Consider the following 23,878-nt stretch of genomic DNA (forward strand, 5'->3'; position numbering starts at 1 on the left):
AGGTATCGGCCAAGCCGAGCCCCCGAGGAGCGAGATGAGCGCCCCCGACCAGGGAAACACCTATCTGGAGAAGGTCGTCGCGCAGCAGGCGGTTCTGGAGGACGATCTGCGGGCCAGGCGTTCGGCCCCGGCCGTGCCCGGGATGCCCGCCGCGGTCCCGCCGGCGGGTCCGCTGGCCAAGCGCGAACGGGCCCTCGGCGCCGCGCCGGGCACGGACCGGTCCGGGCCCGGTCCGGTGGACGTGCGGATCAGCGGGTTCTGGCGGTGGAAGAACGTGCTCGTCCCGCCGAACGCGTTCGTCGTGCACACCCGGCGCGGGCGGGCCGAGCCGCTGCACATCGGGCTCGGGGTGTCGTTCCGGTTCAACCCGTCCACCGACTCGTTCCTGGTCGTGCCGGGCGCGACGCAGACGATCCTGATCAACGCGTACTGCATCTGCCGGGAGCTGCAGGGCGTCCTCGTCCAGGGCTACGTGCAGTGGATCATCCAGGACTTCGCCACCGCGTACCGCAAGCTCGACTTCGGCGACGCCGACGACCCGATGCGGGTGGTGAACCTCCAGCTCCGCGAGCAGGCCGAGGCCGCGATCAAGGACAAGGTCGCCACGATGGGGGTGCGGGACGTCCTCAGCGACAAGCAGCCGATCATCGAGGAGCTGACCGCCCGGCTCCGCGCGGTCGCCGAGGGCGAGGAGAGCGGCGACCAGGGCCTCGGGCTGCGCATCGTCACGGTGCAGATCAAGGAGGCCGTGGTCAGCTCGTCCCGGCTCTGGGAGAACCTGCAGAAGCCGTACCGGGCCGAGCAGGGGCAGATCGCGCGGCTCGCCGAGCTGCAGGCGGAGGAGGCGGTCGCGCAGCGGGAGATGGCCGCCGCCCGGGTCAAGGAGACGCAGCGGCTGGAGCACGAGCGGGAGATCGCCGAGCTGCGCGCCCGCAACGAGTCGCAGCTGTTCGACACCGAGGCGGCCGAGAAGCTGCGCCGCACCCGCCGCGAGCACGACGACTCCCGCGAGGTCGCCGAGCTGCAGACCGAGACGACCCGGCACGCGCTGCGGATGGAGCGCGAGCGGCACGAGGAGGAGGCCGAGACGGGGCGGCTGCGCATCGAGCGCGACCACGAGCTGGCCCGGCTCCGCACCGAGGGCGAGCTGGGGCTCGCCGACATGCGCGCCCGGTCCCGGCACGAGCAGGCGCTCCTCGACCTGGAGCGGGAGGGCGCCCGGGCCGCGCTGGAGAACGACCGCTCGCCCGCGGCCGTCCAGTCCCGGCTCATCGCCTCGCTGCCGGAGATCATGGCCAAGCTCCCCAAGCCGGACGAGCTGCGCACCGTCACCGTCAACGGCGCCGACCAGACCAGCGTGGCCGGCCTCATCACGCAGCTGACCGCCGTCGTCGGCGCCCTCCGCGCCGCGACCACGGACGAGCAGCGGAAAGCCGGGTCCTGACCGGCCGGGGGGAAGACCACGGGCAGGGCCGTCATCGCGCGGTGGAACGGGCCGGGCCGCCATTCGAGCCGGTCCACCGGAACGGCGAGCTCCACGTCCGGGAGGCGGTCGAGGAGCTGCTCGATCGCGACCGACGCGATGAGCCGGGAGTGGCTCTTGGCCGGGCAGTTGTGCGGCCCGCCGGTGTACGACAGGTGGGCGCGGTTGCCCTTCCGGTCGGCGGTCGCCCGTGACGGGTCGGTGTTCGCGGCGGCGTAGCTGACCAGCACGGGCTGGTGCGCGGGCAGCCGGTACCCGTGGAAGTCGATGTCCTGGCGGGGGAACGTCGTCCCGTAGTTGGCCATCGGCGGGTCGGTCCACAGGATCTCGTCGAGCGCGTCCTCGACCGGCAGGCTGCCGCCGGACAGGTCGCCGCCGAACCGGTCGTCGGACAGCAGCAGCCGGATGCCGTTGGCGATGAGGTTCTGCTCCGGCTCCGTGCCGGCCCCGACCAGCAGGATGAGCTGGTGGGCCATCTCGCCGTCGTCGAGGCCCGCGGGGTGGGCCATCATCCAGGACGTCACGTCGGCGCCCGGCCGCCGCCGCTTGGCCGCGATGAGCTCGCCGGTCGCCTCCAGGAGCAGAGCGTTGCCCTCCTCGGCGGAGACGGTGTCGAAGATGGCGCTCATGCCCCGGACCAGCTTGGCGCCGATGTCCTCGGGGCAGCCGAACATCTCGTTGAACACCAGCAGCGGCAGCGTGCGGGCGTACTGCCCGATGAGGTCGGCCTTGCCGTCGGCCGCGAACCGGTCGATGAGGGAGTCGGCGTTGCTCGCGACGTACCCGCGCAGCGACACCGGGTCGACCCGCTCCAGGCTGTCGACGATCACCGACCGGAGCCGCGCGTGCACGGCGCCGTTGGTGAACAGGGCGCTGGGCCGCGTCATCATCATCGGCAGCACCGGGCATTCGGGGCCGACGGCCTCGTCCCACACCTCGCTGCAGCGCGGGAAGGTACCGGGGTCGCGCAGGATCTCCAGCGCGGCCTCGTAGCCGAGGACGAGCGTCGCCGGGACGCCGGGCGACAGCTCGACGGGCGCGAGGTCGCCGTGCCGGGCGCGCATCCGCGCGTAGGCCCCGGCGGGGTCCCGGGCGAACTCGGGCCCGTAGATCGGCGTGCGCTCGGATTCGGTGAACTGCGTGGTCATGAGGTCTTTCCGAGGGTCAGCAGGTGGTCGACGAGGGAGATCAGCGCCTCGGTGGACGAGCGGCGGTCGCGGGCGTCGCAGGTGACGAGCGGCGTGTCCGGCGCGAGGTCGAGGGCCTCGCGCACCTCGGCGTCCGGGAACACCGGCGCGCCCTCGAAGCGGTTGACGGCCACCGCGTACGGCAGGCCCTGCTTCTCCACGATGTCCATGACGGCGAACGACTCCTTGAGCCGCGCGGTGTCCACCAGGATCAGCGCGCCGAGCGCGCCGCGCGCCAGGTCGTCCCACAACCGGGTGAAGCGCTGCTGGCCCGGCGCCCCGAACAGGTACAGGACGAGGTCGTCGCTGAGGGTGAGGCGGCCGAAGTCCATCGCGACCGTCGTGGTCGTCTTGTCCTTGATGCCGGCGAGGTCGTCCACGGTGGCGCCGGCCTGCGTCATCCGCTCCTCGGTGCGCAGCGGGCGGATCTCCGACAGCGTTCCGACGTAGGTGGTCTTCCCGACGGCGAAATGCCCCACGATAAGGATCTTGACGGCGGTTCTGACGCTCTCCCGCAGATAGGAGGTGTCAGAGGCGAGCGCGGAGTCCATCGAGCACCTCCTGAAGGAGCCGGGCCTTCGACTGCTGGGCGGCGGGCGGGGTGGCCCGGGTGGTGAGGTGCCCGCTGTCGACGAGGTCGGAGAGCAGCACCTTGGTGACCCCGACGGGCAGGCTCAGATGCCCGGAGATCTCGGCCACCGACAGCGCCCCGCCCCGGCACAGCTCGATGATCCGCAGCTTCTCGGGGGACAGCCCGGTCCGCGGCAGGTCGCCGGTGGCGATCACGAGCGTGACGAGGTCGAACACGTTGCGGGTGGGGTGCGCCCGCCCGCCGGTGACGACGTGGGGGCGGACGAGCGCGCGCTCGTTCCGGCGGGGGGTCATGCGGGACGGCCCGCGCCGGGGCGTGGCGGACTGGTCATCTCCTTGCCCAGCCGCTGCACCAGTTCCTGGAGCCGGAACGACACGGTCTCCATGTCGACGTGCTGCGTCGCCGACACCGCCAGGTACGCGCCGGGACCGGCGGCGACGAGGAACACGTACCCGTCGTCGAACTCGTTCACGGTCTGCCGCCACGTGGTGCCCGGGTCCCCGCAGAACTCGGCGGTGCTGCGGGCGAGGGACTGGAGCCCCGCCATCCCCGCGGCCTGCCGCTCCGCCTCGTCCCGGCTGATCCGCTCGGAGTGCGCCATGAGCAGCCCGTCGGCGGACAGCAGGATCGCGTAGCGGGTCTCCGGCATCCGCAGCGCGTCGTCCAGCATCCAGCCGAGCCGGTTCGTACCGTCGTCCATCGCGCCGTTCCACCCCTCGTTCATGGCCGCAGGTCCTTGCTCTCGATGCCCGGGCCGTCCGCGCCGGGCGACCCGGCGGCCCGGCCGGACCGGGTCCCGCGCTGCCAGGCGCCTAGGCCCGCGGCGGTCTCTTTGGCCGGTCTGGCGGGGGGCCGCTCTCCGGTGTCCGGCGGGCCGGCGGGCTCGTCCTCCCCGGCGGGCACGGCGGGCCGCTCGGCGATCGCGACGCGGTTCCGCTTCGGCAGGCCGCCGGGCGTGGCCGGCTCGTCCGCCGCGCTGCCGGGCGGTTTCTCCTCCGCATGGTGGGGCGCGGCGGACGGCTCCGGCGCCTGCTCCGGGACGGCCGCCAGTAGCGCGGACGGCACGAACACGACGGCCCGCACGCCGCCGTAGGGCGAGCGCGTGTCGACCGACACGCGGAAGCCGTAGCGGGCGGAGAGGACGCCCGCGACCGCGAACCCGACGCGGGGCGGGTCGCCGAGCCGGTGGATGTCGACCGACGCGTCGCCGGACAGCAGCTCGGTGGCGCGCTGGAGCTCGTCGGCGTCCATCGCCACGCCCGCGTCGTCGATCATGATGGCGACGCCGTTGTGCGTCGGCTGGAAGTTGACCTCGACGGTGGTGTCGGGCCGCGAGTGGCGCGCCGCGTTGTCCAGCAGCTCGGCGAGGGTCAGCACGATCGGCTCCACGGCCCGGCTGGTCACCGCGGTGTTCACCGGCCCCTGCAGGTTGACGCGCAGGTAGTCGCGGATGCGGGAGGTGGCGCCGCGCACCACGTCGGTCAGCGACGACGCCGAGCGCTGCTGGCCGGGCCACGACCCGCACAGCACGGCGGTGGCCTGGGCGCGCCGCCCGAGCTGGGCGTTCATGTGGTCGATGCGGAGCAGGCCTTCGAGCACGTCCGGGTCGTCGTGGCGTTCCTGCATGTGGGAGATGGCGAGCTGCTGCTCGTTGGCGAGGCTCTGCACGGCGCGCATCATCGCCCGCAGCGTCGACTTCGCCGACAGGTCGGCCCGTTCCCGGACGCGGGCGGCGGACCCGGCGAACAGGTCGATCACCGTCTGCAGCGCCTGCCCGTAGGCGGGGGCCTCGCGGCCGAGGTCGTGCAGCGGCCCGGCGACGCGCACCCCCGGGTTGTGCAAGGACTCCATGAGCTCGGGCAGCCGGACGTCAGCCAGGTGCCGCAGCTCCTTCTCGCGCAGGTCGAGGCCGCGGGCCAGGACGGCGTTCTGCTCGCGGAGCTCGGCCGCCGCCTGCCGTTCGCGGACGAGCAGGACGGCGGCGGCGATGCCGGCGCCCGCCACGACGACGAACGCCGCAGCAAGGAGGAAGGGCTCCATCAGATCCTCGTGCAGGGGTTCGGGTGAGGGGACCGGCCCGTGTCACGGCACCAGGCCGACCGCCTCTTGGCTGGTGGGGGTTTCGGACGGCGCGATTACGCCGCAGTTTCGGCACCGTAGGACGGGTGCTGGGGTGCGCGCTTGTGCTCGCGCGCAGAGAAGTTGCCGCCGGGCGCATCGCATGATCACATACCGTCTGAATCGCGTCACTTTCCGGTTGATTTTCCAGATTCACCAGTGGTGGCCGTACTACTCTCACGCCGAAGCGATCTTCACGTCCGGGCCGGTGACGCGTCCGGCGGCGCGGCGGAGGACCTGTGGACGACATGCTCGGCGGGGCGGTCCGGCAGGGCACCGCCTACCGGCTCGTCCTCTGCCTCGCGGACCGGACCGACTACGTCCGCACGGCCGGGCAGGCCCGCCGCGACGGCGGCTACCGCTTCCTGCTGCCGCTGCACGGCGAGCTGCTGATGGAGCAGGAAGGCCGCGAGGCGTGCCTGCGCCCCGGGACCGGCGGCCTCATCGCACCGGCGGCGCCGTTCCGCGTCGTCCAGCCCCGTCCCGCCCGCGCGCTCGTCATGACCATCCCCGCTCAGGAGATGGACGGCCGGCTGCCCGGCCCGACCCTGCCGCTGACCGGCCTCGACCTGTCCACGGGCCTCGGCCGCGTCGTCGCCGACATGGTCCGCGCGGTCGGCGCCGAGCGCGGCGCGCTCACCGGGCCGCAGTTCGACGCCGCCTGCGAGCGCGTCACCGAGCTGCTCTGCCTTCTCGTCACCGGGCAGGAGCACCCGCCCGCGCCGGGCCACCTCGCCGAGGTGGAGGCGGTCGTGCGCCGCTACGTCCGCGAGCACGCCACCGACCCGGGCCTCACCGGCGCCGCGATGGCGCAGGACCTCGGCTGGTCGCTGCGCCAGATCCAGCTCGCCCTCCAGCGCGCCGGGACCACCCCGCGCCAGCTGATCCGCGAGGAGCGGCTCCGCCTCGTCCGCGACCGCCTGCGCCGCGACCGGCACGTCACCATCACCGACATCGCGCACGCCACCGGCTTCTCCTCCGCCAGCGCCCTCAGCCACGCCTTCCGCCGCCGCTTCGGCGTGAGCCCCCGCGAACTGCGGTCCCGGTGAGTGTGTCGGATGACATGGACGTCCGCCCGCCCGAGGCGTTCACTCGTTCCGTGGACGCATCCTTGGAGCGCGCCGGCGCCCTCGCGACCTGGGCGGGCCTGAACTGCTCCGTCCTTCTCTGCGACATCGCCGGTTTCGGCGACCCCTCTCGCGACGACGACGATCGCCAGGTCGTCCGCGAGGTCACCTACAACATCCTGCTCCAGGCGCTGGACGCGTCGGGCGTCCCGGCCTCGGACCTCTACCGCGAGGACCGCGGCGACGGCGCCCTCGTCATCGTCTCGCCCCGCGTCCCGACCGCGTCCCTCGTCGACCCGCTCGCCGGGCACCTGGCCCTCGCACTCCGCCGGCACAACCGCCGCGCGAGCGAAGCCGTCCGCGTCCAGCTCCGCGTCGCCCTGCACGTCGGCCCCGTCGCACCCGACGCCGAGGGCGTCAACGGCCAGGTCATCATCCAGACGGCCCGCCTCCTGGAGGCCCCCGTCCTCAAGACCGCCCTGGCCGAGACCGGCGCCGACCTCGGCTTCATCGTCTCCCCGTTCGTCTACGACGCCTTCGTGTCCCACCTGAACGGCCCTCTGGACCCCCGCGCCTTCGAACGCGTAACGCTCACGGTCAAAGAGACCACCACCGAAGCCTGGATGTACCTGACAGGCTCGAACGCCCCCACTCGCCCGCGCCCCGCAGCCCGCGCCGCACCCCACCCCGCCGCCGCCACCGTCTTCAGCAGCGCCGTCCACGTGGAGGGCGACCTGGTCCTGGGCAACAAAACCGTTCACGAGCACTGAGCCAGGCGTCACTCTTGTGGGGTGAAAAGACAGGCGATCTACCTCGACGTGCGCGCCGACACCGATGAGCACCCTGGACAAGTGGCCGCACGGGTCGGACGGGCACTGGACTGCACCTTCGCCGAAGGTGAACACCTCGGGTGGTACGCACAGATCGCGCACGTCTTCGGCCTCAAGCTCGTGCTCGTCGGCAGGGCAGGTATCGGTGGCAAGAACGTCATCAAGGTGACGTCGCAGCTCGCCGAAGCCGATTTCCTTCGTACCCCGGACGGCAACGGCCGCTTCGAACAGGACCGGGTGGACATCAGCCCCTACATCACCGTCCTGCTCACCCTCCGCACCGGACTCCTCTGGTACCAACCGACCGCCGAAGACCGCGCGGCCGAGAACAAGGCGGCCAGCAGGTTCGACGACTTCCTCGGCGGTGTGGGAACGGATTCGTGGACCAGCGACGATGAAGAGCGCTTCGGCGACTGGTAACCCCACCCCCATAGCCCGGGTCTCCTGGATGAAGCGCGGGGCTACGCTGGCGGCGGTCGGTGGGTGGCGTGCTTTGGTGCTCGGAGGTGCGGGTCGGGTGGGCGAGGGGCGGCTTCGTAACTGGGCGGGGAATGTTGTCTTCGGGGCGGGGCGAGTGCATCGGCCCGAATCTGTGGATGAATTGTGCCGGGTCGTTGCTCGTGGCCGACGGGTGCGGGCGCTTGGTAGCGGGCACTCGTTCAGTCTTGTTGCGGACAGCGACGGGGAGCTTGTCCGGCTGGATGCGTTGCCGCCCATGGTTGAGATCGACTCGGACCGGTCGTCTGTGACCGTGGCGGCTGGGATGCGGTACACGGACGTGGCGGCGGAGCTGTACCGGAACGGGTTCGCGTTGCCGAACATGGCGTCGCTGCCGCACATCTCGGTGGCCGGGTCCTGCGCCACCGGGACACATGGGTCCGGGGACGGTCTGCGCTGCCTGTCCGCGTCGGTCAGTGCGCTGGAACTCGTCGGGCCGGACGGCGACCTTGTCGAGCTGGATCGGGATGGCTCTGAGGTGTTCTCCGGTGCTGTGGTGGCATTGGGGGCGCTGGGGGTCGTCACGCGGGTGACGTTGGATGTCGAGCCCGCGTTCGAGGTGGCGCAGAGCGTGCGGGTCGAGGTGCCGCTGGACGATCTGGCGGCGGGGTTCGATGAGGTGTTCGGGGCGGCCTACAGCGTGAGCGCGTTCACCGACTGGCGGAGTGGGCGGGCGAGGGTGTGGCTCAAGTGCCGGACGGACGTGCCGGCGCCTGTCTGGGCGGGTGGGAGTGCCGCGTCGGAGCCGGTGCATCCCGTTCCGGGGATGGTTCCGGCCGCGTGCACCGCCCAGATGGGGCTGCCGGGGCCGTGGCATGAGCGGCTGCCGCACTTCCGGCCGGAGGTGACGCCGAGCGCCGGGCGGGAGCTCCAGTCCGAGTGGTTCCTGCCCCGGGACGCGGCGGCCGAGGCGTTCGGGGCGGTGCGGGCCGTCGCCGATCGCGTTGCGCCGGTGCTGCACATTTCCGAGGTTCGTACGGTGCGTGGTGACGATCTTTGGTTGAGCCCTGCGTACGGGCGGGACTCGGTGACGCTTCACTTCACCTGGCACGACGACCCCGCAGGGGTGCTGCCCGTGGTCGCGGAGCTTCAGGAGCGTCTCGTGCCGCTGGGTGCGCGGCCGCACTGGGGCAAGCTCAGCACCACGCCGGGGGAGGAGGTCATCGCGCAGTACGAGCGTGCCGATGATTTTGCTCGCCTGGCGAGGGGATTCGATCCCGGCGGAAAGTTCCGTAATGCGTTTGTGGACGCCCTTCTTCGCCCGGGAGGGTGACGGTCACGTGGAGGCCGCCCGTCTTGCGCGGGGCGGCGGTCACCGTGCCGTCGTGGGCCCGGACGATCGAGTGGACGATCGAGAGGCCCAGGCCGGCGCCCTTCGCGGTGACGATGCGGTCGGAGTCCATGCGGCGGAACGGTTCGAAGAGGGCCGGGATCTCGTAGGGCGGGACGGGCGGGCCCGAGTTGCTCACCTCCAGGACGGCGTGCCCGTTCTCGGTGCGGCACGAGACGTTGACCCACCCGGACTCGGTGTTGTGGCGCAGGCCGTTCTCCAGGAGGTTCTGCACGACGCGCTCCAGCAGGAGGGCGTCGCCGGTGGTCATGGCCTCGGCGGTGCTGGTCTCGACGGTGATGCCGGTGTCCCTGGCTTCGAGGGCGGTCTGGGACGCGACGTGCCCGACCACGTCCGCCAGGTCGACGGGGGCGCGGGTGGTGATCTCGTTCTCGGAGCGGGCGAGCAGCAGGAGGCCGGTGATGAGGCGTTCGTGGCGCGTGTTGATCTGCAGCAGGGTCTCGCCGAGCTGACGGACGTCCGGGGACGCCGATTCGCGGTGCATCGCGACCTCGACCAGGGCGCGGCCCAGGGTGAGCGGGGTCCGCAGCTCGTGGGAGGCGTTGGCGACGAAGCGGCGCTGGCCGTCGAAGGACCGGTCGAGGCGTTCGATCATCGAGTCGAAGGTGTCGGCGAGCTCCTTGACCTCGTCGTGCGGGCCGGGGAGGGCGATGCGCTCGTGCAGGCTGCGGTCGGCGGCGGGGGAGCCGGCGATGCGGCGGGCGGTCTCGGTGACGCGGTGCAGCGGGGTGAGGACCCGGCCCGCGATGAGCCAGCCGAAGCCGGCCGCGGCGCCGCCGACGACCAGCAGGGCGACGGAGCCCTGCGTGATCAGGGAGGTGATCGCGGCGTCCCGCAGCTCGTCGTGCTGCTTCTTCATCCACCGTTCGGTGTCCAGGAACGGCTCCTCCTCCTTCTGTATGGGCTGGGGGTTGACGGCGGTGGGCGCGGGGCCGGGGTTCAGCCGGGTCGCGACGACCTTGGTGGTGCCCGAGCGGGAGAGCTGCTGGTTGAACAGGGCGTAGGTGGCGCCGAGCAGGACCACGCCGGCGACGAGGAACAGGCCGGCGTAGGTGATGGTGAGCCGGGCGCGGAGCGACAGCCTCATGGGATCCGGTACCCCGCTCCCTTGACGGTCTCGACGACGGGCGGGTCGGCGAGCTTGCGGCGCAGCTTGAGGACGGTGAGCCGGACGGCGCCGGTGAACGGGTCGGCGTGCTCGTCCCAGACCTTCTCCAGGAGCTGCTCGGCGGACACGACGGCGCCGTCGGCGCGGAGCAGCTCGGCGAGGACGGCGAACTCCTTGCGCGCGAGCGGGACGTAGCGGCCGTCCCGGAACACCTCGCGGCGCGCCGGGTCGAGGGTGATGCCCGCGCGGTGCAGCGTGGGCGGCGCGGCGGGGCGGGCGCGGCGGCCGAGCGCGAGGACGCGGGCGGCCAGCTCGGGGAACGCGAACGGCTTGGTCAGGTAGTCGTCGGCGCCGATCCCGAGGCCGTCGACGCGGTCGGTGATCTCGGCCGCGGCGGTGAGCATCAGGACTCGCGCCGTGGTCTCGCTCCGCACCATCTCCCGGCAGACGTCGTCGCCGTGGACGAGGGGGAGGTCGCGGTCCAGGACGACCACGTCGTAGTCGTTCACGCCGACGCGCTCCAGGGCGGCGGCCCCGTCGTAGGCGAGATCGACCGCGTGGGTCGCGTCCCGCAGCCATTCGGCGATCGCGTCGGCCAGCAGCCGCTCGTCCTCCACCACCAGCACCCGCATACGTTCCTCCCTCGACGGTCCCGACCGAATGGTGCCCCAGGCGCTGTTTCGTTTCTGTTAGGGGACGGGATCCGGAGGCAGAAACGAGGGGGAAACCTGCGGCCCGGTTTCATCACTCGTCAACCGGCCGGAATCGCTCCGGCCGCGGAGACGAGGAGACCCCACATGCGCAAGCGAGTGCTGGCGATACTGCCCCTGGCCCTGGCGTTGACCCTGACCGGATGCGGCGGGGACGAGGGCGGCTCGAAGGTGGCCTCGGCGGGCGGAGAGAAGAAGGCGGCCGGCGGCGAGCAGCTCGGCAAGGAGGAGATGGGGCTGAAGTTCGCCCAGTGCATGCGCGACCACGGCGTGGACATGGAGGACCCGAAGCCCGGTCAGGGCGTCCAGCTCAAGGTCAAGGGCGGCCCGGAGAAGCAGGAGGCCATGAAGAAGGCCATGGAGGCGTGCCGGCAGTACAGCCCGCAGGCGAACCGGAGCGGAGCGCCCGATCCGAAGGCGCAGCAGCGCGCGCAGGAGTTCGCCGAGTGCATGCGCCAGAACGGCGTGAAGGACTTCCCGGACCCCGACCCGAACGAGCCCGGCATCCGGATCCAGCGGAAGAAGGGCGAGGACGACGCCACCTTCGAGAAGGCGCAGCAGGCCTGCCAGAAGATCCTCCAGGGCGGAAAGCAGAAGTGATGGGCGAGACCACCGTGGAGCGCACCCAGCCGAAGGAGGAGGGGCGCCCGCCGCGCCGCAGGCGCCGCCGGCCGCGGTTGAAGATCGCCCTTGCCGTCGGCGCCCTGGTCGCGGCCGGCGGCGTCGCCACCGCCGCGGCGCTCGGCACCGGCGGGGATTCCGGCGGCGGGGCGGCGGCCACGCTGCCCCCGAACACCACGAAGGTGGCCAAGCAGACGCTCCGTGACACCCTGAACGAGGAGGGGCAGCTCGGCTACGGCCCGGTGCACACCGCGACGAGCCAGGTGAAGGGCACGCTGACCAAGCTGCCCGAGAGCGGCGACGAGATCACCCGCGGCCACGAGCTGTACGAGGTGGACGGCGACCCGGTCGTGCTGATGTACGGATCGAAGCCCTCCTACCGCCCGCTGAGGGTCGGTGACGAGGGTTCGGACGTCAAGCGGTTCGAGGCCAACCTCAGCGCGCTCGGCTACGACGGGTTCACGGTCGACGACGAGTACTCGTCCGACACCGCCGCCGCCGTCCAGGAGTGGCAGGACGACATCGGAGTGGAGGAGACCGGGATCGTGGAGCTCGGACGCGTCGCGTACGCGTCCGGACCCGTCCGGGTGGACGGCGTCCAGGCGACCCCCGGCGAGCCCGCGGCGCCCGGCAAGAAGGTGCTGACCTACACCGGCACCGCGAAGGCCGTGACCGTCGAGCTGGAAACCGCCGACCAGCGGATGGCGAAGAAGGGCGCCGCGGTCGAGGTGACGCTGCCGGAGAACGAGGAGGTCACCGCGAAGATCGACGAGGTCACCACGGTGATCGATCCGGGCGAGCAGAACGAGGACCCGACGACGAAGGTGGAGGTGACCATCTGGCTCGACTCCGGCAAGGCGAAGAAGGCCGCCGCCGGGTACGCGCTGGCCGCCGTCGACGTCACGTTCACCGCCGGCGAGCGCGAGGACGTGCTGACCGTGCCGGTCGCCGCGCTGGTCGCGCTGAGCGAGGGCGGATTCGGCGTCGAGGTCGTCAAGGGCGGGACCTCCTCGTTCGTTCCGGTGGAGACCGGCCTGTTCGCGGACGGGAAGGTGGAGGTCTCCGGCCAGGGGATCGCCGAGGGCACCGTGGTGGGGGTACCGAAATGATCACGCTGCGGGAGGTGACCAAGCTGTACGCCGGCGGCGTCCGCGCGCTCGACGGCGTGACGCTGCACATCGGCGCCGGCGAGATGGCCGCGATCGTCGGCCCGTCCGGCTCGGGGAAGTCGACCATGCTGAACATCCTCGGCACGCTGGACCGCCCCACCTCGGGCAGCGTCCACATCGCCGGGCACGACGTCGGGCGGCTGCCGGACGCGAAGCTGTCGGCGCTCCGGGCGAGCGGCATCGGGTTCGTCTTCCAGCACTTCCACCTGGCCGCCGGCACCCGGGCGATCGACAACGTGGCGGACGGCCTGCTGTACACGGGGCTCCGCCCGGCGGCGCGGCGCCGGCGGGCCGCGGCGGCGCTGGAGAGGGTCGGCCTCGGCCACCGGCTGGACCACGAGCCGCACGAGCTGTCGGGCGGCGAGCGGCAGCGCGTCGCGATCGCGCGGGCGGTGGCGGGCGAGCCCGCGCTGCTCCTCGCGGACGAGCCGACGGGCGCGCTCGACTCGGCGTCGGGGGACGGGGTGATGGCGCTGCTCCGCGAGCTGCACGAGGCGGGCACCACCATCCTGGTCATCACGCACGACCTGGAGATCGCGGCCGGGCTGCCGCGCCAGGTGCGGATGCGCGACGGCCGCATCGTCCACGACACCGCCGCCGGCGGCTCCGGGGCCGAGGCGCTCGCGGAGGCCGCGCGATGATGCCCGGGACGTTGCAGCCCGCGCGGATGTGGCCGGGGGACGTGGTGCGGGTCGGCGCGGTCGGCCTGCGGACCCGGCCGATGCGGGCGTTCCTGTCGGCGCTCGGCATCGCGATCGGGATCGCGGCGATGGTCGCGGTCGTCGGCGTCTCGTCGTCGTCGCGCGCCGAGCTCGACCGCGCGCTCGCCGCCCTCGGCACGAACCTGCTGACCGTGTCGCCGGGCAGCACCATGACCGGCGAGGAGTCGCAGCTGCCCCTCGAAGCCGAGGCCATGGTGTCGCGGATCGCCCCGGTCCGGCAGGTGTCGGCGCTCGGCCTGATGAACGACGCGAAGGTCTACCGGACCGGCAAGATGCCCGAGAGCGAGACCAAGGGCATCTCCACCTACGCGGCCCGCACCGACCTGCGGGCCGCGACGGGCGCCGAGCTGAGCAACGGCGTCTGGCTGAACGCCGCGACCGGCCGCTACCCGGCGGTGGTGCTCGGGGCCACCGCCGCGGAACGGCTCGGGATCGGCCACGCGGCCCCGGACGTCCAGGTGCTCATCGGCGGCCGGAAGTTCACCGTCATCGGCATCCTGAAGGCGGCGCCGCTGGCCCCCGAGCTGGACACCGCCGCGCTGGTCGGCTGGCCCGCCGCCCGGGCCACGCTGGGCTTCGACGGGCACGCCACGACGATCTACACCCGGTCGCAGGAGGCGAGCGTCGAGGACGTCCGGGACGTGCTGGGCGCGACCGCGAACCCGGAGGCGCCGAACGAGGTCCAGGTGTCGCGGCCGTCGGACGCGCTGGCCGCCAAGCAGGCGGCCGGCGAGGCGTTCACCGGGCTGCTGCTCGGGCTCGGCGCGGTCGCGCTGCTCGTCGGCGGCGTCGGGGTGGCCAACACCATGGTCATCTCGGTGCTGGAGCGCCGGTCGGAGATCGGGCTGCGCCGCTCCCTCGGCGCGACGCGCGGCCAGATCCGCTCCCAGTTCCTCGCCGAGTCGCTGCTGCTGTCGGCCCTCGGCGGCGTCGGCGGCGCGTTCATCGGGACGGTCGTCACCGGCATATACGCCCTCTACCAGGGCTGGCCGGTCGTCATACCGGCGTGGGCGCTGGCGGGCGGTGTGGCGGCGACGCTGCTCATCGGCGCGATGGCCGGCCTGTACCCGGCGATCAGGGCGTCCCGCCTCAGCCCGACCGAGGCGCTCGCCACCACCTGACGGGGCCCTGCCCGCAGTGGCGCCGGCCGCGCGCCGCGGGCCAGCGCCCCGCGGGTCCGGCGGGCATGGAACGGCACACGGCGGTGAGAGTGCATGCATGGGGACAGCGGAGGCCGAGCCCGTCACGGTCGTGATCACCTGGGACGTCAAGCCCGGCCGGGAGAACGACTTCGAGGAGTGGGCCGACGGGCTGCACGCGGTCGCGTCCCGGTACCCCGGGCACATGGGTGCGACATGGCTGCGCGCCGAGGGCGCGCGGTCCCGGTACTACACCGTGGTGAACTTCGCCGACCAGGCGAGCCTCGACGGCTGGTTGCGCTCGGGCGAGCGCAAGGAGTGGCTCGGCCGGGTCCGCGGCATCGCCGACGAGGACAAGCAGGACACCACCGGGCTGGAGACCTGGTTCAACCTGCCCGGCGAGTCGGTCCCGGCGCCGTCCAAGGCGAAGATGATCGTCGTGACGTTCTGCGCGGTCTACCCGCTCAGCCTCCTGCTGCAGGCGTTCGTGACACCGTCGGCGTCGTCGTGGCCGCTGCCGCTGAAGGCCCTGGTCTTCCCGGTGATCGTGATCCCGCTGCTGACCCTGCTCGTCATGCCGGCGCTCAGCCGGGCGCTCCGGCGCTGGCTGTACCCGGCCGACCGGACGCACCGGCCGGCGCGGCCCGGCCGGTGATCAGCCGAGCAGCTCCCGCAGCTCGGCCACGGCCTCGCGGAGCCTCTCCGCGAACACCCCCATCGCCGCCGCGACCGGGCGCGGGGTGCTCAGGTAGACGTTGAAGCGGTCGGGCAGGAGGACGTAGGCGACGCCGATGCACTGCTCGCTGGTCGAGCCGAAGCCGAAGTACTGGATGTTGACCGACGGCGCCGAGCTGGTGCTCAGGTAGTCGTCCCGCATCGTCAGCCACCCCGGCGAGTCGAACAGCGCGGGCGGCTCGGTGACGCCCAGCTCGGCGCCGCGCCGCTTCTGGATCAGCTGCAGTTCCCAGAGGTGCTGCTCGGGGGCCTGCCCGGACTGGCACTCCTTGGCCCGGCGGACGTGGGCGTCGGCGGCGGCGCGGAACGCGTCCCGGCGGAGCGCGGTGCCGGCCGCCGGGTCGTCCATGACCTCGGTGAAGCGGAGCACCTCGGGGGTGACGACGCGCATCGCCTCGGTGCGCCCGTGCCGGTACTGGCGGGTGGCGATCGACTCGTAGGTGGCGCCGACGTGGCCCTTCGCGCGCTTGTGGGCCAGCTGGTAGGCCATCTGGACGAACGCGTCCGGCGACATCTTCAGCCGCTTGGCGTCGTCGGCGCCGAAGTCGTCGAACGACACGGTCGCCGTGGCGGTCGCGGCGCCGTAGTCGGCGAAGGCCGCCGCGGCGTCCCGGATGTCGCTCCGCAGGGCGTCGTCGAGGACGAACTCGACCGGCTCGATGACCGGCAGGCCCTGCGACCTGGCGCCCGAGCGCCGGGAGAGCTCGCCGGCGGGCGTGCCGAGCAGCGCGTCGACGAAGCTGAGGATCGTGGTGCCGTCCAGGCCGCAGTGCTCGACGTTGATCCCGGCGGTGCCGTCGCCGAACACGACGAAGGACACGGCCTTGTCGAACCAGCGGTTCGCGCTGTCGCCGTGGAGCAGCTGGTCGCAGGCTTCGAGGGTGCTCGCCGGGGTGAAGTCCTCCAGGCAGACGCAGAACAGCGCCGTCTCGACGGTGTCGAGCGCGCCGTCGTTGCCGAGCGCGATGAGCGCCTCGCGGCTCGCGGCCCACTCGGCGCGGGCCTTGGTGGTGAGGTGCCCGGCGGACGGCTCCGGCGGGGCCTCCGCCTTCATGATCGTGGCGAGGCCCGCCATCAGCTCGTCCAGCGTGTGCGGGCGCCCGTCGGGGCCGAGCACGTCCATCCGGACGATGTTGCCGCGGAAGAACACCACGATGTGCCGGGCGCCGGACGGGCCCGGCCACTCGTCGGTGTAGGGGGCGCGGACCGTGTCCTGCTCGGTCCCCGGGATGCGCGTGGTAGAGAACAGGAACCTGTTCTGCACCATCGACAGGGGACGGCCGCGCTGGACGACCGGCGGGACGTTCTCCTCGTCCAGCCGCAGCTTGTAGTCCAGCGCCCCGGCGATGAGGCCCGCCGCGCGCTCGACCTGCCCCTTGGGCGACTCCTTGAACAGGAAGAAGAAGTTGGCGTTCAACGCGATCCGGTCGCGGCGGCCCAGGTAGCGGTACGGCCAGAACGTGTCCAGCCAGCTGTGCACGCCCTCGCTCGCGTCGTAGCGTTCGAGCGCCGCGTGCAGCGCGCGGCCCGGCCCGTCCGGGCGCGCGAACGAGGCCAGCGCCGACTCCGTCCGGGCCCGCTCGCCGTCGGTCAGCAGCGGCGCGCACCACTCCATGAACCGCTCGCAGGTCGCGTCGAGCGTGGGCAGCGGCACCCGCGGCAGGCGCTCCTCGTTGCCGAAGGTGCGGGGCGACAGTTCTTCACCGGCGTTCAATGCGTTCCTCTTGTTCCAGGGTGGGCCGCTTGTTCCAGGGCGGGCCGCGCGGCGTCAGGCGGTCGGGCGGGAGATGTACAGCTGCGCGTAGAGCCGGCCCTCGGTCTCCAGGCCGCTCGGGTCGACGCCGACGCCGGAGAGGCGCTCCAGGACGAGCGCCTGCTCCTCCCCGGTCGCGAACTTCCGCTGGTGAAACAGGCCGTCCGCACGGACGGTCTCGTACCCCGCGGCGGCCAGGGTCTCGGCGATCGGGTCGAAGGGGAACATGCGCAGCACGAAATGCGCCGTCCACGGCAGGCGGCCCGGGGCCGCGCCGATGACGCGGGAAATGGTGCGCTCGGTGACGTAGCCGAGGCAGCCCGTCGAGATGACCAGGTCCGTTCCGGCCAGCTGCGCGCGCTGCTCGTCGGTCGGGTCGCCGTTCTCCAGATCGGCGTGGACCGCTCCGTCGAGGAAACCGGCTTCGAGGGCATAGGAAAGGGCGTTCTCCGAGGCGTCCAGCCCGACGAAACGCAGCCGGCCGGTGCGTTTCCGGGAACGGACCAGTTCCCGGTCGCGGGCCAGTAGCGTGCCGCGGGTGTGCCGGCCGGCGTCGGGACCGGCATAGCGATCGTACAGCTCACCCATCGTCACGTCGTATTTCACCAGGGCCGCGTTGACGCCGTAGGAGCAGCCGATGTCCAGAACGGTCGTGGACGGGAGATCCCGCGCCTCCCGGATTTCGGCGATGAGCCGCTGGAAGTGCGGTTTGGCCCGCTGCGGGATGTCGTAGTCGAGCCCGCGCAGCGTGCCGAAGTAGTCGCGGGGATCGGGCCGGGTGTAGATGTGGTCGAACGAGATCTTCCCTGTGGTGTCCGTGCGCACGCACGCCCTCCTAGTCGAGCAGCCGGTCGACCCGGACGGCGCCGCCCGCCGCCGCCCGGTGCTCGGGCAGGACGCGGCCGAAGAGCTGCCTCGTGCGCGCGACGCTGCCGATGACCCCCGGGCGCTCGCTGTAGGCGAAGATCGCCGTGTGCCGCGCCGTGTTCCCCCGGACCCTGCCGACCCGGTGCAGCGAGTACCGCCCCTTGAACAGCTGCAGGTCGCCGGGGCGCAGGGTGAGGCCGCGGACGAGGTCGCCGCCGTTCCCGGTCAGCACCCGGCGCACGTCGGCGAAGTTCTCCGCCTCCGCCGACCTGATGTTCGGGCAGTACTCGAAGACGCCCCCGTCCTCCGGCTCCTGCGTCAGGAGGCTCACGGTGAACTCGTTGGTGTCGAAATGCCAGGGATGCTCCATCTCCGGGTTGACCACGTTGACGCACAGCCCCGACAGCGGGTCGGCGAGCTCGTGCACGCGCGGCAGCCCGAAGCAGCTCGCCACGAACCGCTGGAAGAGCTCGCTCGAATAGATCCGGTGGACGATGAAGCCGCCGGGGATGTGGTCGCGGGCCACGAACGCGTTGCCCCGTTCGACCGTGATACGCCCGGGATGATCTTCCGGCAATGGGGTGGCGACGTCGATGTTGTAGGCGTTCACCGTTTCGACGTCGTAATGCGCGAGCGGCGCGATCTCCGCGCATTCCGCGCGGAGCGCGTCCTGCAATGCCGGGCGAATGAAGGCCGGCAGCACGCAGCAGCCCGTTTTCGCCAGTTCGTCCCGGGTCCGGGAAACGACCGCGTCCCACCCGGTGCTCCCCGGCGCGGCCAGCGGATAGCGCTCCGTGTCGACCACCCGTCCGAGAGCCTCCGCTGCGCCCATGACGATCCTTCCGCGTCGGCCGATCTCAGACGGGTTTTAGCACATTCCTCCCATGAATTCATGGCCGTGCTTTTCCGCCTGGTTTGTCAGAAAACGAGGAGGGTGTGGCGTGACCTGTGCCTTGGACCGTTCCCGGGCTCGGGGGCCGTCCGCGGGGGGTGTGTCCCATCTCACCGCCGGCCGCCGGCCGGACGGCGCCGGGCGGGGGGTGGCGCTCGTCGTGGCTTTCCGCGAACCTTTCGGCACGTGGCGGCGTCACCGTCCAGTGGAGCTTGATCGGAGAAGGGCGGGAGCACGGGATGGACTGGCGGCTGACGGGGTTCACCGAGGACCGTGAACTGGGACGCGGAGCGCAGGGGCGTGTCGTGCTCGCCCATCACACCGAGTCCGGGACTCCGGTCGCCATCAAGTACCTCGTCCGGGGGGACGCCGAGGCGATCACCGCGCTGCGGGCCGAGGCGCAGATGCTCGGCCGGCTGACCAGCCCGTACGTGGCGCGCCTCTTCCAGTTCGTGGAGAGCGACCAGGGCGCGGCGATCGTGATGGAGGCGGTCGACGGCGTGTCCCTCAAGGAGGTGCTGCGCGAGCACGGGACCCTGGCCCCGGAGGCGGCGCTGCTGGTCCTGAAGGGCTCGCTGCTGGGGCTCGCGGCCGCCCACGCCGTCGGGGTCGTCCACCGCGACTACAAGCCGGCCAACGTCGTCGTCCGGTCCGACGGCCTGAGCAAGCTGGTCGACTTCGGCGTCGCCGTCCTCGCCGGGGAGGGCTCGCGCATGGGAACGCCCGTGTACATGGCGCCCGAGCAGTGGCGCGGCGACCCCGCCACCCCCGCCACCGACGTGTACGCCGCGACCTGCGTGTTCATGGAGTGCGTCACCGGGCGGCGGCCCTTCGCGGCGTCCGAGCCGGCGGCGCTGATGAACCAGCACCTCAACGTGCCGGTCGACGTGGGGGACGTCCCCGAGCCGCTGCGCCCCCTCGTGCGGCAGGGGCTGGCCAAGAGCCCGGGGGAGCGGCCGCCCGGCGCCGCGGCGTTCGTGACCTGGCTCGAGAACACCGCCGCCGCCGCGTACGGGAGCGACTGGGAGCAGCGCGGCGTCCGCGCGCTGGCCGGCGCCGCGGTCGCCCTGGCCGCCCTGTTCCCGCTGGGCGCGCTCGCCGTCGCCCCGGGGGCCGCCGCCTCGGCGGGCGCGGGCACCGCGGGCACCGTGGGCGCGGCGTCCGCCTCCGGGGCCGGCGGGACGGCCGCCGGCGGCGGGACGGGCGCCGGAGCCGCCGTGAGCAAGGGGTTCCTCGCCACCGCGGCCGGCAAGGGCACGATGGCCGCCGCGGGCGTCGCCGTGGTCGGCGCGACGGCGGGCGGCGCCGTGTACGCGGTGCAGGACCACAAGGAGCCGCCGCCCCGGCCCGTCGCGGTCGTCCGGATGGCCACCGACAACCGCACGCTCAGCAACCCGGCGATCCAGATCCAGAACGGGCAGTACGCGACGGTCAGCGGCCTGGAGGACGCCGCGCTGCAGCGTCGGATCAACGCCGAGCTGCGCGGCCCCCTGGACCGCCTCATCGCCATGTCGCGGAGGCTCGACGCCTCGGTCGGCTGCAAGGGAAAGCCGGTGAAGATGCGGACCGAGGCCCGGCTCGGGCTGCGCGGGCCGCGGCTGGTCTCCGTCCGGTACTTCCAGGTCACCGACAACTGCCAGCAGGCCGACGGGTCGCCCGGCGGGGAGGTCGTCACCGTGGACCTGCGCACCGGCCGCAGGCTCACCGCCAAGGACGTTTTCACGCCCTCGACGCTGACCGCCGCGGGCGTCGCCCGGTTGCAGTCGCTCGTGCAACAGCGTCGCGGCAGGTTCGGGCGTGATTGGGCGCAGTGCTCCGGCGACGGCCGGTTCGAGCTCGCCGACTTCTCTCCGACCGAGGACGGGCCCGAGCCCACCCCGCCCCGCCTGAGCGCGTTCTTCACCCCCGCCGAGTTCCAGCTCTCCTATCTGGCCGGCGGCAGTGACGGCTGCGGCGACCTGGACTTCGGCGGTTCCTACGCGAGCGTCCGGTCCCTGCTGAAGCCCGAGATCGCCGCGATGCTGCCGAAGAACCCGTCGCCGACGCGGTCCTGACGGTCGCCGGCCGCCGTACGTTCCGGTGCTCACCTGCGGGTATACCGGGATACAAGCACCGAGGGGGCGGTCATGCAGACCTTCTTGCCGTATGCGGACTTCACCGCCACGGCGGACGTTCTCGACGCGCGCCGGCTCGGCAAGCAGCGCGTCGAGACCATCCAGGTCCTGCGGGCGCTGACGGTGCCGGGGTACGGCTGGCGGCACCACCCGGCGGCGCGGATGTGGAGGGGCTACGAGGAGGCGCTCGTCCGGTACGGCCTGGTGATCTGCGACCGCTGGTGCGGCCTCGGCCACGGGGACACCTGCGCCGGGACACTGGTGGAGGACCTGTCCGAGAGGACGGGAGTGCGGCGCCCGCGGGACCAGGCCGGGCTCGCCGCGGCGGGAGACCTGCCCCCGTGGCTGGGTGACCCGGCGTTCCACCGCAGCCACCGTTCGGCGCTCGTCCGCAAGGATCCGGTCTTCTACCGCTCCCGGTTCCCGGACGTGCCGGACGACCTGCCCTACGTCTGGCCCGCCTCGGACCGGCGGCCACATGGGAAAGCCGCAGGTGGGTAGAGGTCAGGACACCGAACCGTCCGTGATCGAGGATGTGGGGCGGCGAGCCCATGCTGAGGGAGTTGCTGGCGGCCAGCCATCTGATGTCGATGGAGCAGCTACCGGGCGCGGTATCCGAGCATGCCGCGAAGGTGGGTCTGCACGACGTGGAGATCTATGTCGTCGATCTCCAGCAGACGGTGCTGCGCAAGCTGGCCGGCACCGCGCCGGTCGTGGAGTCGGACGCCTGGTCCGAGACCGACCTCCAGATCAACAGGACGGTGGCGGGCCGGGCGTTCCAGACGGTGCAGACGCTGGCGGGGCAGACGTTCCCGGACGGGACGGTCCAGTACTGGGCGCCGATCCTCGACGGTACCGAGCGCATTGGCGTCCTGCGGGCCACGCTGCCGCAGGACGACGAGCGGGCACGGCAGGACGTCGAGTACCTCGCCGGCCTGGTCGCCCTGATGATCGTCAGCAAGGGGCCGTACAGCGACACCTACGCCCGGCTGATCCGGACCCGCGAGATGACGGTGTCGGCCGAGATGCAGTGGCGGATGATGGCGCCGCTCAGCTTCGCCAACGACCAGATGGTGATCGGCGCCGCCCTGGAGCCGGCCTACAGGCTCGGCGGCGACGCCTTCGACTACGCCCTGGCCGGCGACGTCGTGCACCTCAGCGTGTTCGACGCCATGGGCCACGACACCGCGTCCGGCCTGACATCGAACCTGGCGGTGGCGGCGGGACGCAACCTCCGGCTGCAGGGCGTGCCCCTGCGGGACGTCGGGCGCGCCATCGAGGAGATCCTGCTCGAGCAGGACTCCTCCGGCCGGTTCGTGACCGCGGCGCTGGCGGACCTGGACCTGCGGACGGGCGTGCTCTCGTGGGTCCTGCACGGGCACCCGGCGCCCGTGATCATCCGGGGCGGCCGGTGGGTCGCCTCGCTGCGCTGCGAGCCGGGGCACCCTCTCGGCACAGATCTCGGGGTGAGCGCCGAGGTCTGCGAGGAGCAGCTCGAACCGGGCGACCGCGTCGTGCTCTACACCGACGGCATCGTGGAGGCCCGGGACCCGAACAAGGACGAGTTCGGCCTCGCCCGGTTCGTCGACTTCATCATCCGCCACAACGCCGGCGGGCACGCCGTCCCCGAGACGCTCCGGCGTCTCACCCACAGCATCCTGGAGCACCACGCGGGGCGCCTGGACGACGACGCGACCGTCCTGCTCCTCGAATGGCACGGCACGTCCGGGCGCGAGGACGGGGGTGTTCCCGTGATCGCGTCCTGATCAGCCCGGAAGTCCGAGGGACCTCATCAGCGCCGGGTAGGCCTCGTGCAGGTCGCGCTGCCAGTACGGCCAGTCGTGCTGCCCGTCGAAGAACCGCGTCGTGACGGGGACGCCCTCGTCCTGCAGCCGCTTCACGAACGCGTGCGCGTTGGCGTACGCGGCCTTCTCCACCGGGTCGGTGAACGGCATCCCGCCGAGGGAGCCGGCCTTGCCGTTGCCGCTGGCCACCCACAGCCGGACGCCGCGCAGCCGGCCCGCGAGGTCGGCCGGGTTGTGCGCGTGCCAGATCGCGGCCTGGTGGTCGGGGTGGCCCCACACCCGCCGCCAGTCGGTGCCGGGGCAGGAGAAGGACGGCCCCCAGCCGGTCGAGCCGTCGCCCGGCTTGTGGCCGTGCAGGGTGTCGACGTACCCGCTGAACGCCGCCGCGGCCCGGAACATCCCGGGGAAGCGGGCCGCGTACAGCATGGCGCCGAGGCCGCCCATGGAATTGCCGGCGACCGCGCGTTCCCGTCCGGCGCCGTAGTCCCGTTCGAGAATGTGCCGCAGTTCGGTCATGTGGAACGTCTCCCATCGCGGGGAGCCGCCGCGGCCGTAGTTCCACCAGTCGGAGTAATTGCCGCACCGGCCGCCGTTCGGCATGACGACGATCACCCCGGTCCGGGCGGTGAGTTCGGCGACGTCGGTGTCGCGCGTCCAGGCGGTGTGGTCGTCGACGCCGCCGTGCAGCAGCCACAGGACGGGCCAGGTGCGGCCGGCGTCCCTCGACCAGCCGCGGGGCAGGAGGAGCCGGACCTTCTCGCGGCGGTCCATGGCGGGGGACTCGACGGTCAGGTCCACGGCGCGGGGTGCGACGGCCGTCTCGGCGACGACCTCGGCGCGGGGCGCGGCGGCGGCCGTGGAGCGGTCCACGACGGCGCCGGGAACGAGCAGGACGAAGGCCCCCAGCCATGCGGCGGGGGTACTGCGGCGGAGCAATGCGGGGCCTTCCGGAAACACCGGCGGGGATGGGCCGGCCTTTGCAGGAAAAGAAGAGACGCGGTCGGGCGCTTTTCTCTTCTCACCGGAATGGATTCCCGCGGGCCGGCCGTCCAAGCACTTCGTCAAAAGTGTATAAAATGCATTTCCCCGGCCGGGCGGACGCGCGCCGCGGTCCGCT

General features: G+C 72.5%; 24 protein-coding genes. 14 read left to right on the forward strand and 10 right to left on the reverse strand.

The genetic code is table 11. The annotated features are described in order from the left end of the window. Positions 1–34: 34 nt before the first annotated feature. Together ABGB11_RS13695 and ABGB11_RS13700 are read left to right on the forward strand one after the other, a co-directional pair. Positions 35–1,444 (forward strand): SPFH domain-containing protein, encoded by a 1,410-nt coding sequence (locus tag ABGB11_RS13695; RefSeq protein ID WP_347632503.1) that lies wholly within the window; start codon positions 35–37, stop codon positions 1,442–1,444. Positions 1,445–2,071: 627 nt separating this feature from the next. Continuing rightward, a complete protein-coding gene (locus ABGB11_RS13700; protein ID WP_347632505.1) occupies positions 2,072–2,476 on the forward strand; it encodes a hypothetical protein in 405 nt (134 codons plus the stop codon). Positions 2,477–2,627: 151 nt separating this feature from the next. Here ABGB11_RS13700 and ABGB11_RS13705 read toward each other — a convergent pair whose 3' ends face one another. The 4 genes from ABGB11_RS13705 to ABGB11_RS13720 are packed head-to-tail and all read right to left on the reverse strand — an operon-like array spanning position 2,628 to position 5,302. Further along, on the reverse strand, positions 2,628–3,221 hold the full coding sequence (locus ABGB11_RS13705; RefSeq protein ID WP_347632507.1) for an ATP/GTP-binding protein: 594 nt from the start codon (positions 3,219–3,221) through the stop codon (positions 2,628–2,630). Continuing rightward, positions 3,199–3,555, reverse strand: a complete 357-nt coding sequence (locus ABGB11_RS13710; protein WP_347632509.1) for a DUF742 domain-containing protein — start codon at positions 3,553–3,555, stop codon at positions 3,199–3,201. The genes ABGB11_RS13705 and ABGB11_RS13710 overlap by 23 nt, the downstream gene beginning before the upstream one ends. Next, complete coding sequence (locus ABGB11_RS13715) at positions 3,552–3,986, reverse strand: roadblock/LC7 domain-containing protein (RefSeq protein WP_021597395.1); 435 nt, start codon at positions 3,984–3,986, stop codon at positions 3,552–3,554. The genes ABGB11_RS13710 and ABGB11_RS13715 overlap by 4 nt, the downstream gene beginning before the upstream one ends. Beyond that, positions 3,983–5,302 carry an ATP-binding protein gene (locus ABGB11_RS13720; protein WP_347632511.1) on the reverse strand — a complete coding sequence of 440 codons (1,320 nt, stop codon included), beginning with the start codon at positions 5,300–5,302 and terminating at the stop codon, positions 3,983–3,985. Before ABGB11_RS13720 ends, ABGB11_RS13715 begins: the two co-directional genes overlap by 4 nt. 326 nt (positions 5,303–5,628) lie before the next feature. Between ABGB11_RS13720 and ABGB11_RS13725 the strand changes: the two genes are divergently transcribed. The 4 genes from ABGB11_RS13725 to ABGB11_RS13740 all read left to right on the forward strand — a co-directional run bounded on the left by ABGB11_RS13725 (position 5,629) and on the right by ABGB11_RS13740 (position 9,048). Further along, positions 5,629–6,429, forward strand: a complete 801-nt coding sequence (locus tag ABGB11_RS13725) for a helix-turn-helix domain-containing protein (protein WP_347632893.1) — start codon at positions 5,629–5,631, stop codon at positions 6,427–6,429. 50 nt (positions 6,430–6,479) lie between these two features. Next, positions 6,480–7,217, forward strand: coding sequence for a hypothetical protein (locus ABGB11_RS13730; RefSeq protein WP_347632513.1), 738 nt, complete (start codon positions 6,480–6,482; stop codon positions 7,215–7,217). A 21-nt stretch (positions 7,218–7,238) separates the two neighbouring features. Continuing rightward, on the forward strand, positions 7,239–7,697 hold the full coding sequence (locus ABGB11_RS13735) for a hypothetical protein (protein ID WP_347632515.1): 459 nt from the start codon (positions 7,239–7,241) through the stop codon (positions 7,695–7,697). 97 nt (positions 7,698–7,794) lie between these two features. After that, a complete protein-coding gene (locus ABGB11_RS13740; protein ID WP_347632517.1) occupies positions 7,795–9,048 on the forward strand; it encodes an FAD-binding protein in 1,254 nt (417 codons plus the stop codon). On the opposite strand, the gene ABGB11_RS13745 is transcribed toward ABGB11_RS13740, so the two are convergent. After that, on the reverse strand, positions 8,936–10,213 hold the full coding sequence (locus tag ABGB11_RS13745) for a HAMP domain-containing sensor histidine kinase (protein ID WP_347632519.1): 1,278 nt from the start codon (positions 10,211–10,213) through the stop codon (positions 8,936–8,938). The two genes, ABGB11_RS13740 and ABGB11_RS13745, sit on opposite strands and share 113 nt — an antisense overlap. Next, entirely contained in the window at positions 10,210–10,866 is a 657-nt protein-coding gene (locus tag ABGB11_RS13750) for a response regulator transcription factor (RefSeq protein WP_347632521.1), read from the reverse strand. The genes ABGB11_RS13745 and ABGB11_RS13750 overlap by 4 nt, the downstream gene beginning before the upstream one ends. Positions 10,867–11,031: 165 nt before the next feature. Between ABGB11_RS13750 and ABGB11_RS13755 the strand changes: the two genes are divergently transcribed. The 5 genes from ABGB11_RS13755 to ABGB11_RS13775 all read left to right on the forward strand — a co-directional run bounded on the left by ABGB11_RS13755 (position 11,032) and on the right by ABGB11_RS13775 (position 15,250). Beyond that, complete coding sequence (locus ABGB11_RS13755; RefSeq protein WP_347632523.1) at positions 11,032–11,544, forward strand: hypothetical protein; 513 nt, start codon at positions 11,032–11,034, stop codon at positions 11,542–11,544. Further along, the gene (locus ABGB11_RS13760) at positions 11,544–12,674 is read left to right on the forward strand and encodes a peptidoglycan-binding protein (protein ID WP_347632525.1); all 1,131 of its coding nucleotides are present in this window, start codon (positions 11,544–11,546) and stop codon (positions 12,672–12,674) included. Before ABGB11_RS13755 ends, ABGB11_RS13760 begins: the two co-directional genes overlap by 1 nt. After that, positions 12,671–13,375, forward strand: a complete 705-nt coding sequence (locus ABGB11_RS13765; RefSeq protein WP_347632527.1) for an ABC transporter ATP-binding protein — start codon at positions 12,671–12,673, stop codon at positions 13,373–13,375. Before ABGB11_RS13760 ends, ABGB11_RS13765 begins: the two co-directional genes overlap by 4 nt. Continuing rightward, positions 13,375–14,577 (forward strand): ABC transporter permease, encoded by a 1,203-nt coding sequence (locus ABGB11_RS13770; protein WP_347632895.1) that lies wholly within the window; start codon positions 13,375–13,377, stop codon positions 14,575–14,577. Before ABGB11_RS13765 ends, ABGB11_RS13770 begins: the two co-directional genes overlap by 1 nt. A gap of 97 nt (positions 14,578–14,674) precedes the next feature. Beyond that, positions 14,675–15,250, forward strand: a complete 576-nt coding sequence (locus ABGB11_RS13775) for an antibiotic biosynthesis monooxygenase (RefSeq protein WP_347632529.1) — start codon at positions 14,675–14,677, stop codon at positions 15,248–15,250. Here the strand turns inward: ABGB11_RS13775 and ABGB11_RS13780 are convergent, their stop codons facing one another. From ABGB11_RS13780 to ABGB11_RS13790, 3 genes are read right to left on the reverse strand one after another with little or no spacing between them, the layout of a single operon-like run. Then, complete coding sequence (locus tag ABGB11_RS13780) at positions 15,251–17,044, reverse strand: choline/carnitine O-acyltransferase (protein WP_347632531.1); 1,794 nt, start codon at positions 17,042–17,044, stop codon at positions 15,251–15,253. Between the two features lie 54 nt (positions 17,045–17,098). Further along, positions 17,099–17,908: a class I SAM-dependent methyltransferase gene (locus ABGB11_RS13785; RefSeq protein WP_347632533.1), complete on the reverse strand. Its 810-nt coding sequence runs from the start codon at positions 17,906–17,908 to the stop codon at positions 17,099–17,101. Between the two features lie 10 nt (positions 17,909–17,918). Next, entirely contained in the window at positions 17,919–18,782 is an 864-nt protein-coding gene (locus ABGB11_RS13790; RefSeq protein ID WP_347632535.1) for an arpA protein, read from the reverse strand. 299 nt (positions 18,783–19,081) lie between these two features. On the opposite strand from ABGB11_RS13790, the gene ABGB11_RS13795 reads away from it, so the two are divergent. The 3 genes from ABGB11_RS13795 (at position 19,082) to ABGB11_RS13805 (ending at position 22,722) form a co-directional block, all read left to right on the forward strand. Further along, positions 19,082–20,896: a serine/threonine-protein kinase gene (locus tag ABGB11_RS13795; protein ID WP_347632537.1), complete on the forward strand. Its 1,815-nt coding sequence runs from the start codon at positions 19,082–19,084 to the stop codon at positions 20,894–20,896. Positions 20,897–20,968: 72 nt separating this feature from the next. Next, on the forward strand, positions 20,969–21,457 hold the full coding sequence (locus ABGB11_RS13800) for an MSMEG_6728 family protein (protein WP_347632539.1): 489 nt from the start codon (positions 20,969–20,971) through the stop codon (positions 21,455–21,457). Between the two features lie 50 nt (positions 21,458–21,507). Then, on the forward strand, positions 21,508–22,722 hold the full coding sequence (locus ABGB11_RS13805) for a PP2C family protein-serine/threonine phosphatase (protein WP_347632541.1): 1,215 nt from the start codon (positions 21,508–21,510) through the stop codon (positions 22,720–22,722). Here the strand turns inward: ABGB11_RS13805 and ABGB11_RS13810 are convergent, their stop codons facing one another. After that, a complete protein-coding gene (locus ABGB11_RS13810; protein WP_347632543.1) occupies positions 22,723–23,697 on the reverse strand; it encodes an alpha/beta hydrolase family protein in 975 nt (324 codons plus the stop codon). It abuts the gene before it with no gap. Positions 23,698–23,878 lie beyond the last annotated feature (181 nt).

Source organism: Actinomadura sp. B10D3 (assembly GCF_039871695.1).
In the GTDB taxonomy this organism is placed as follows: domain Bacteria; phylum Actinomycetota; class Actinomycetes; order Streptosporangiales; family Streptosporangiaceae; genus Spirillospora; species Spirillospora madurae.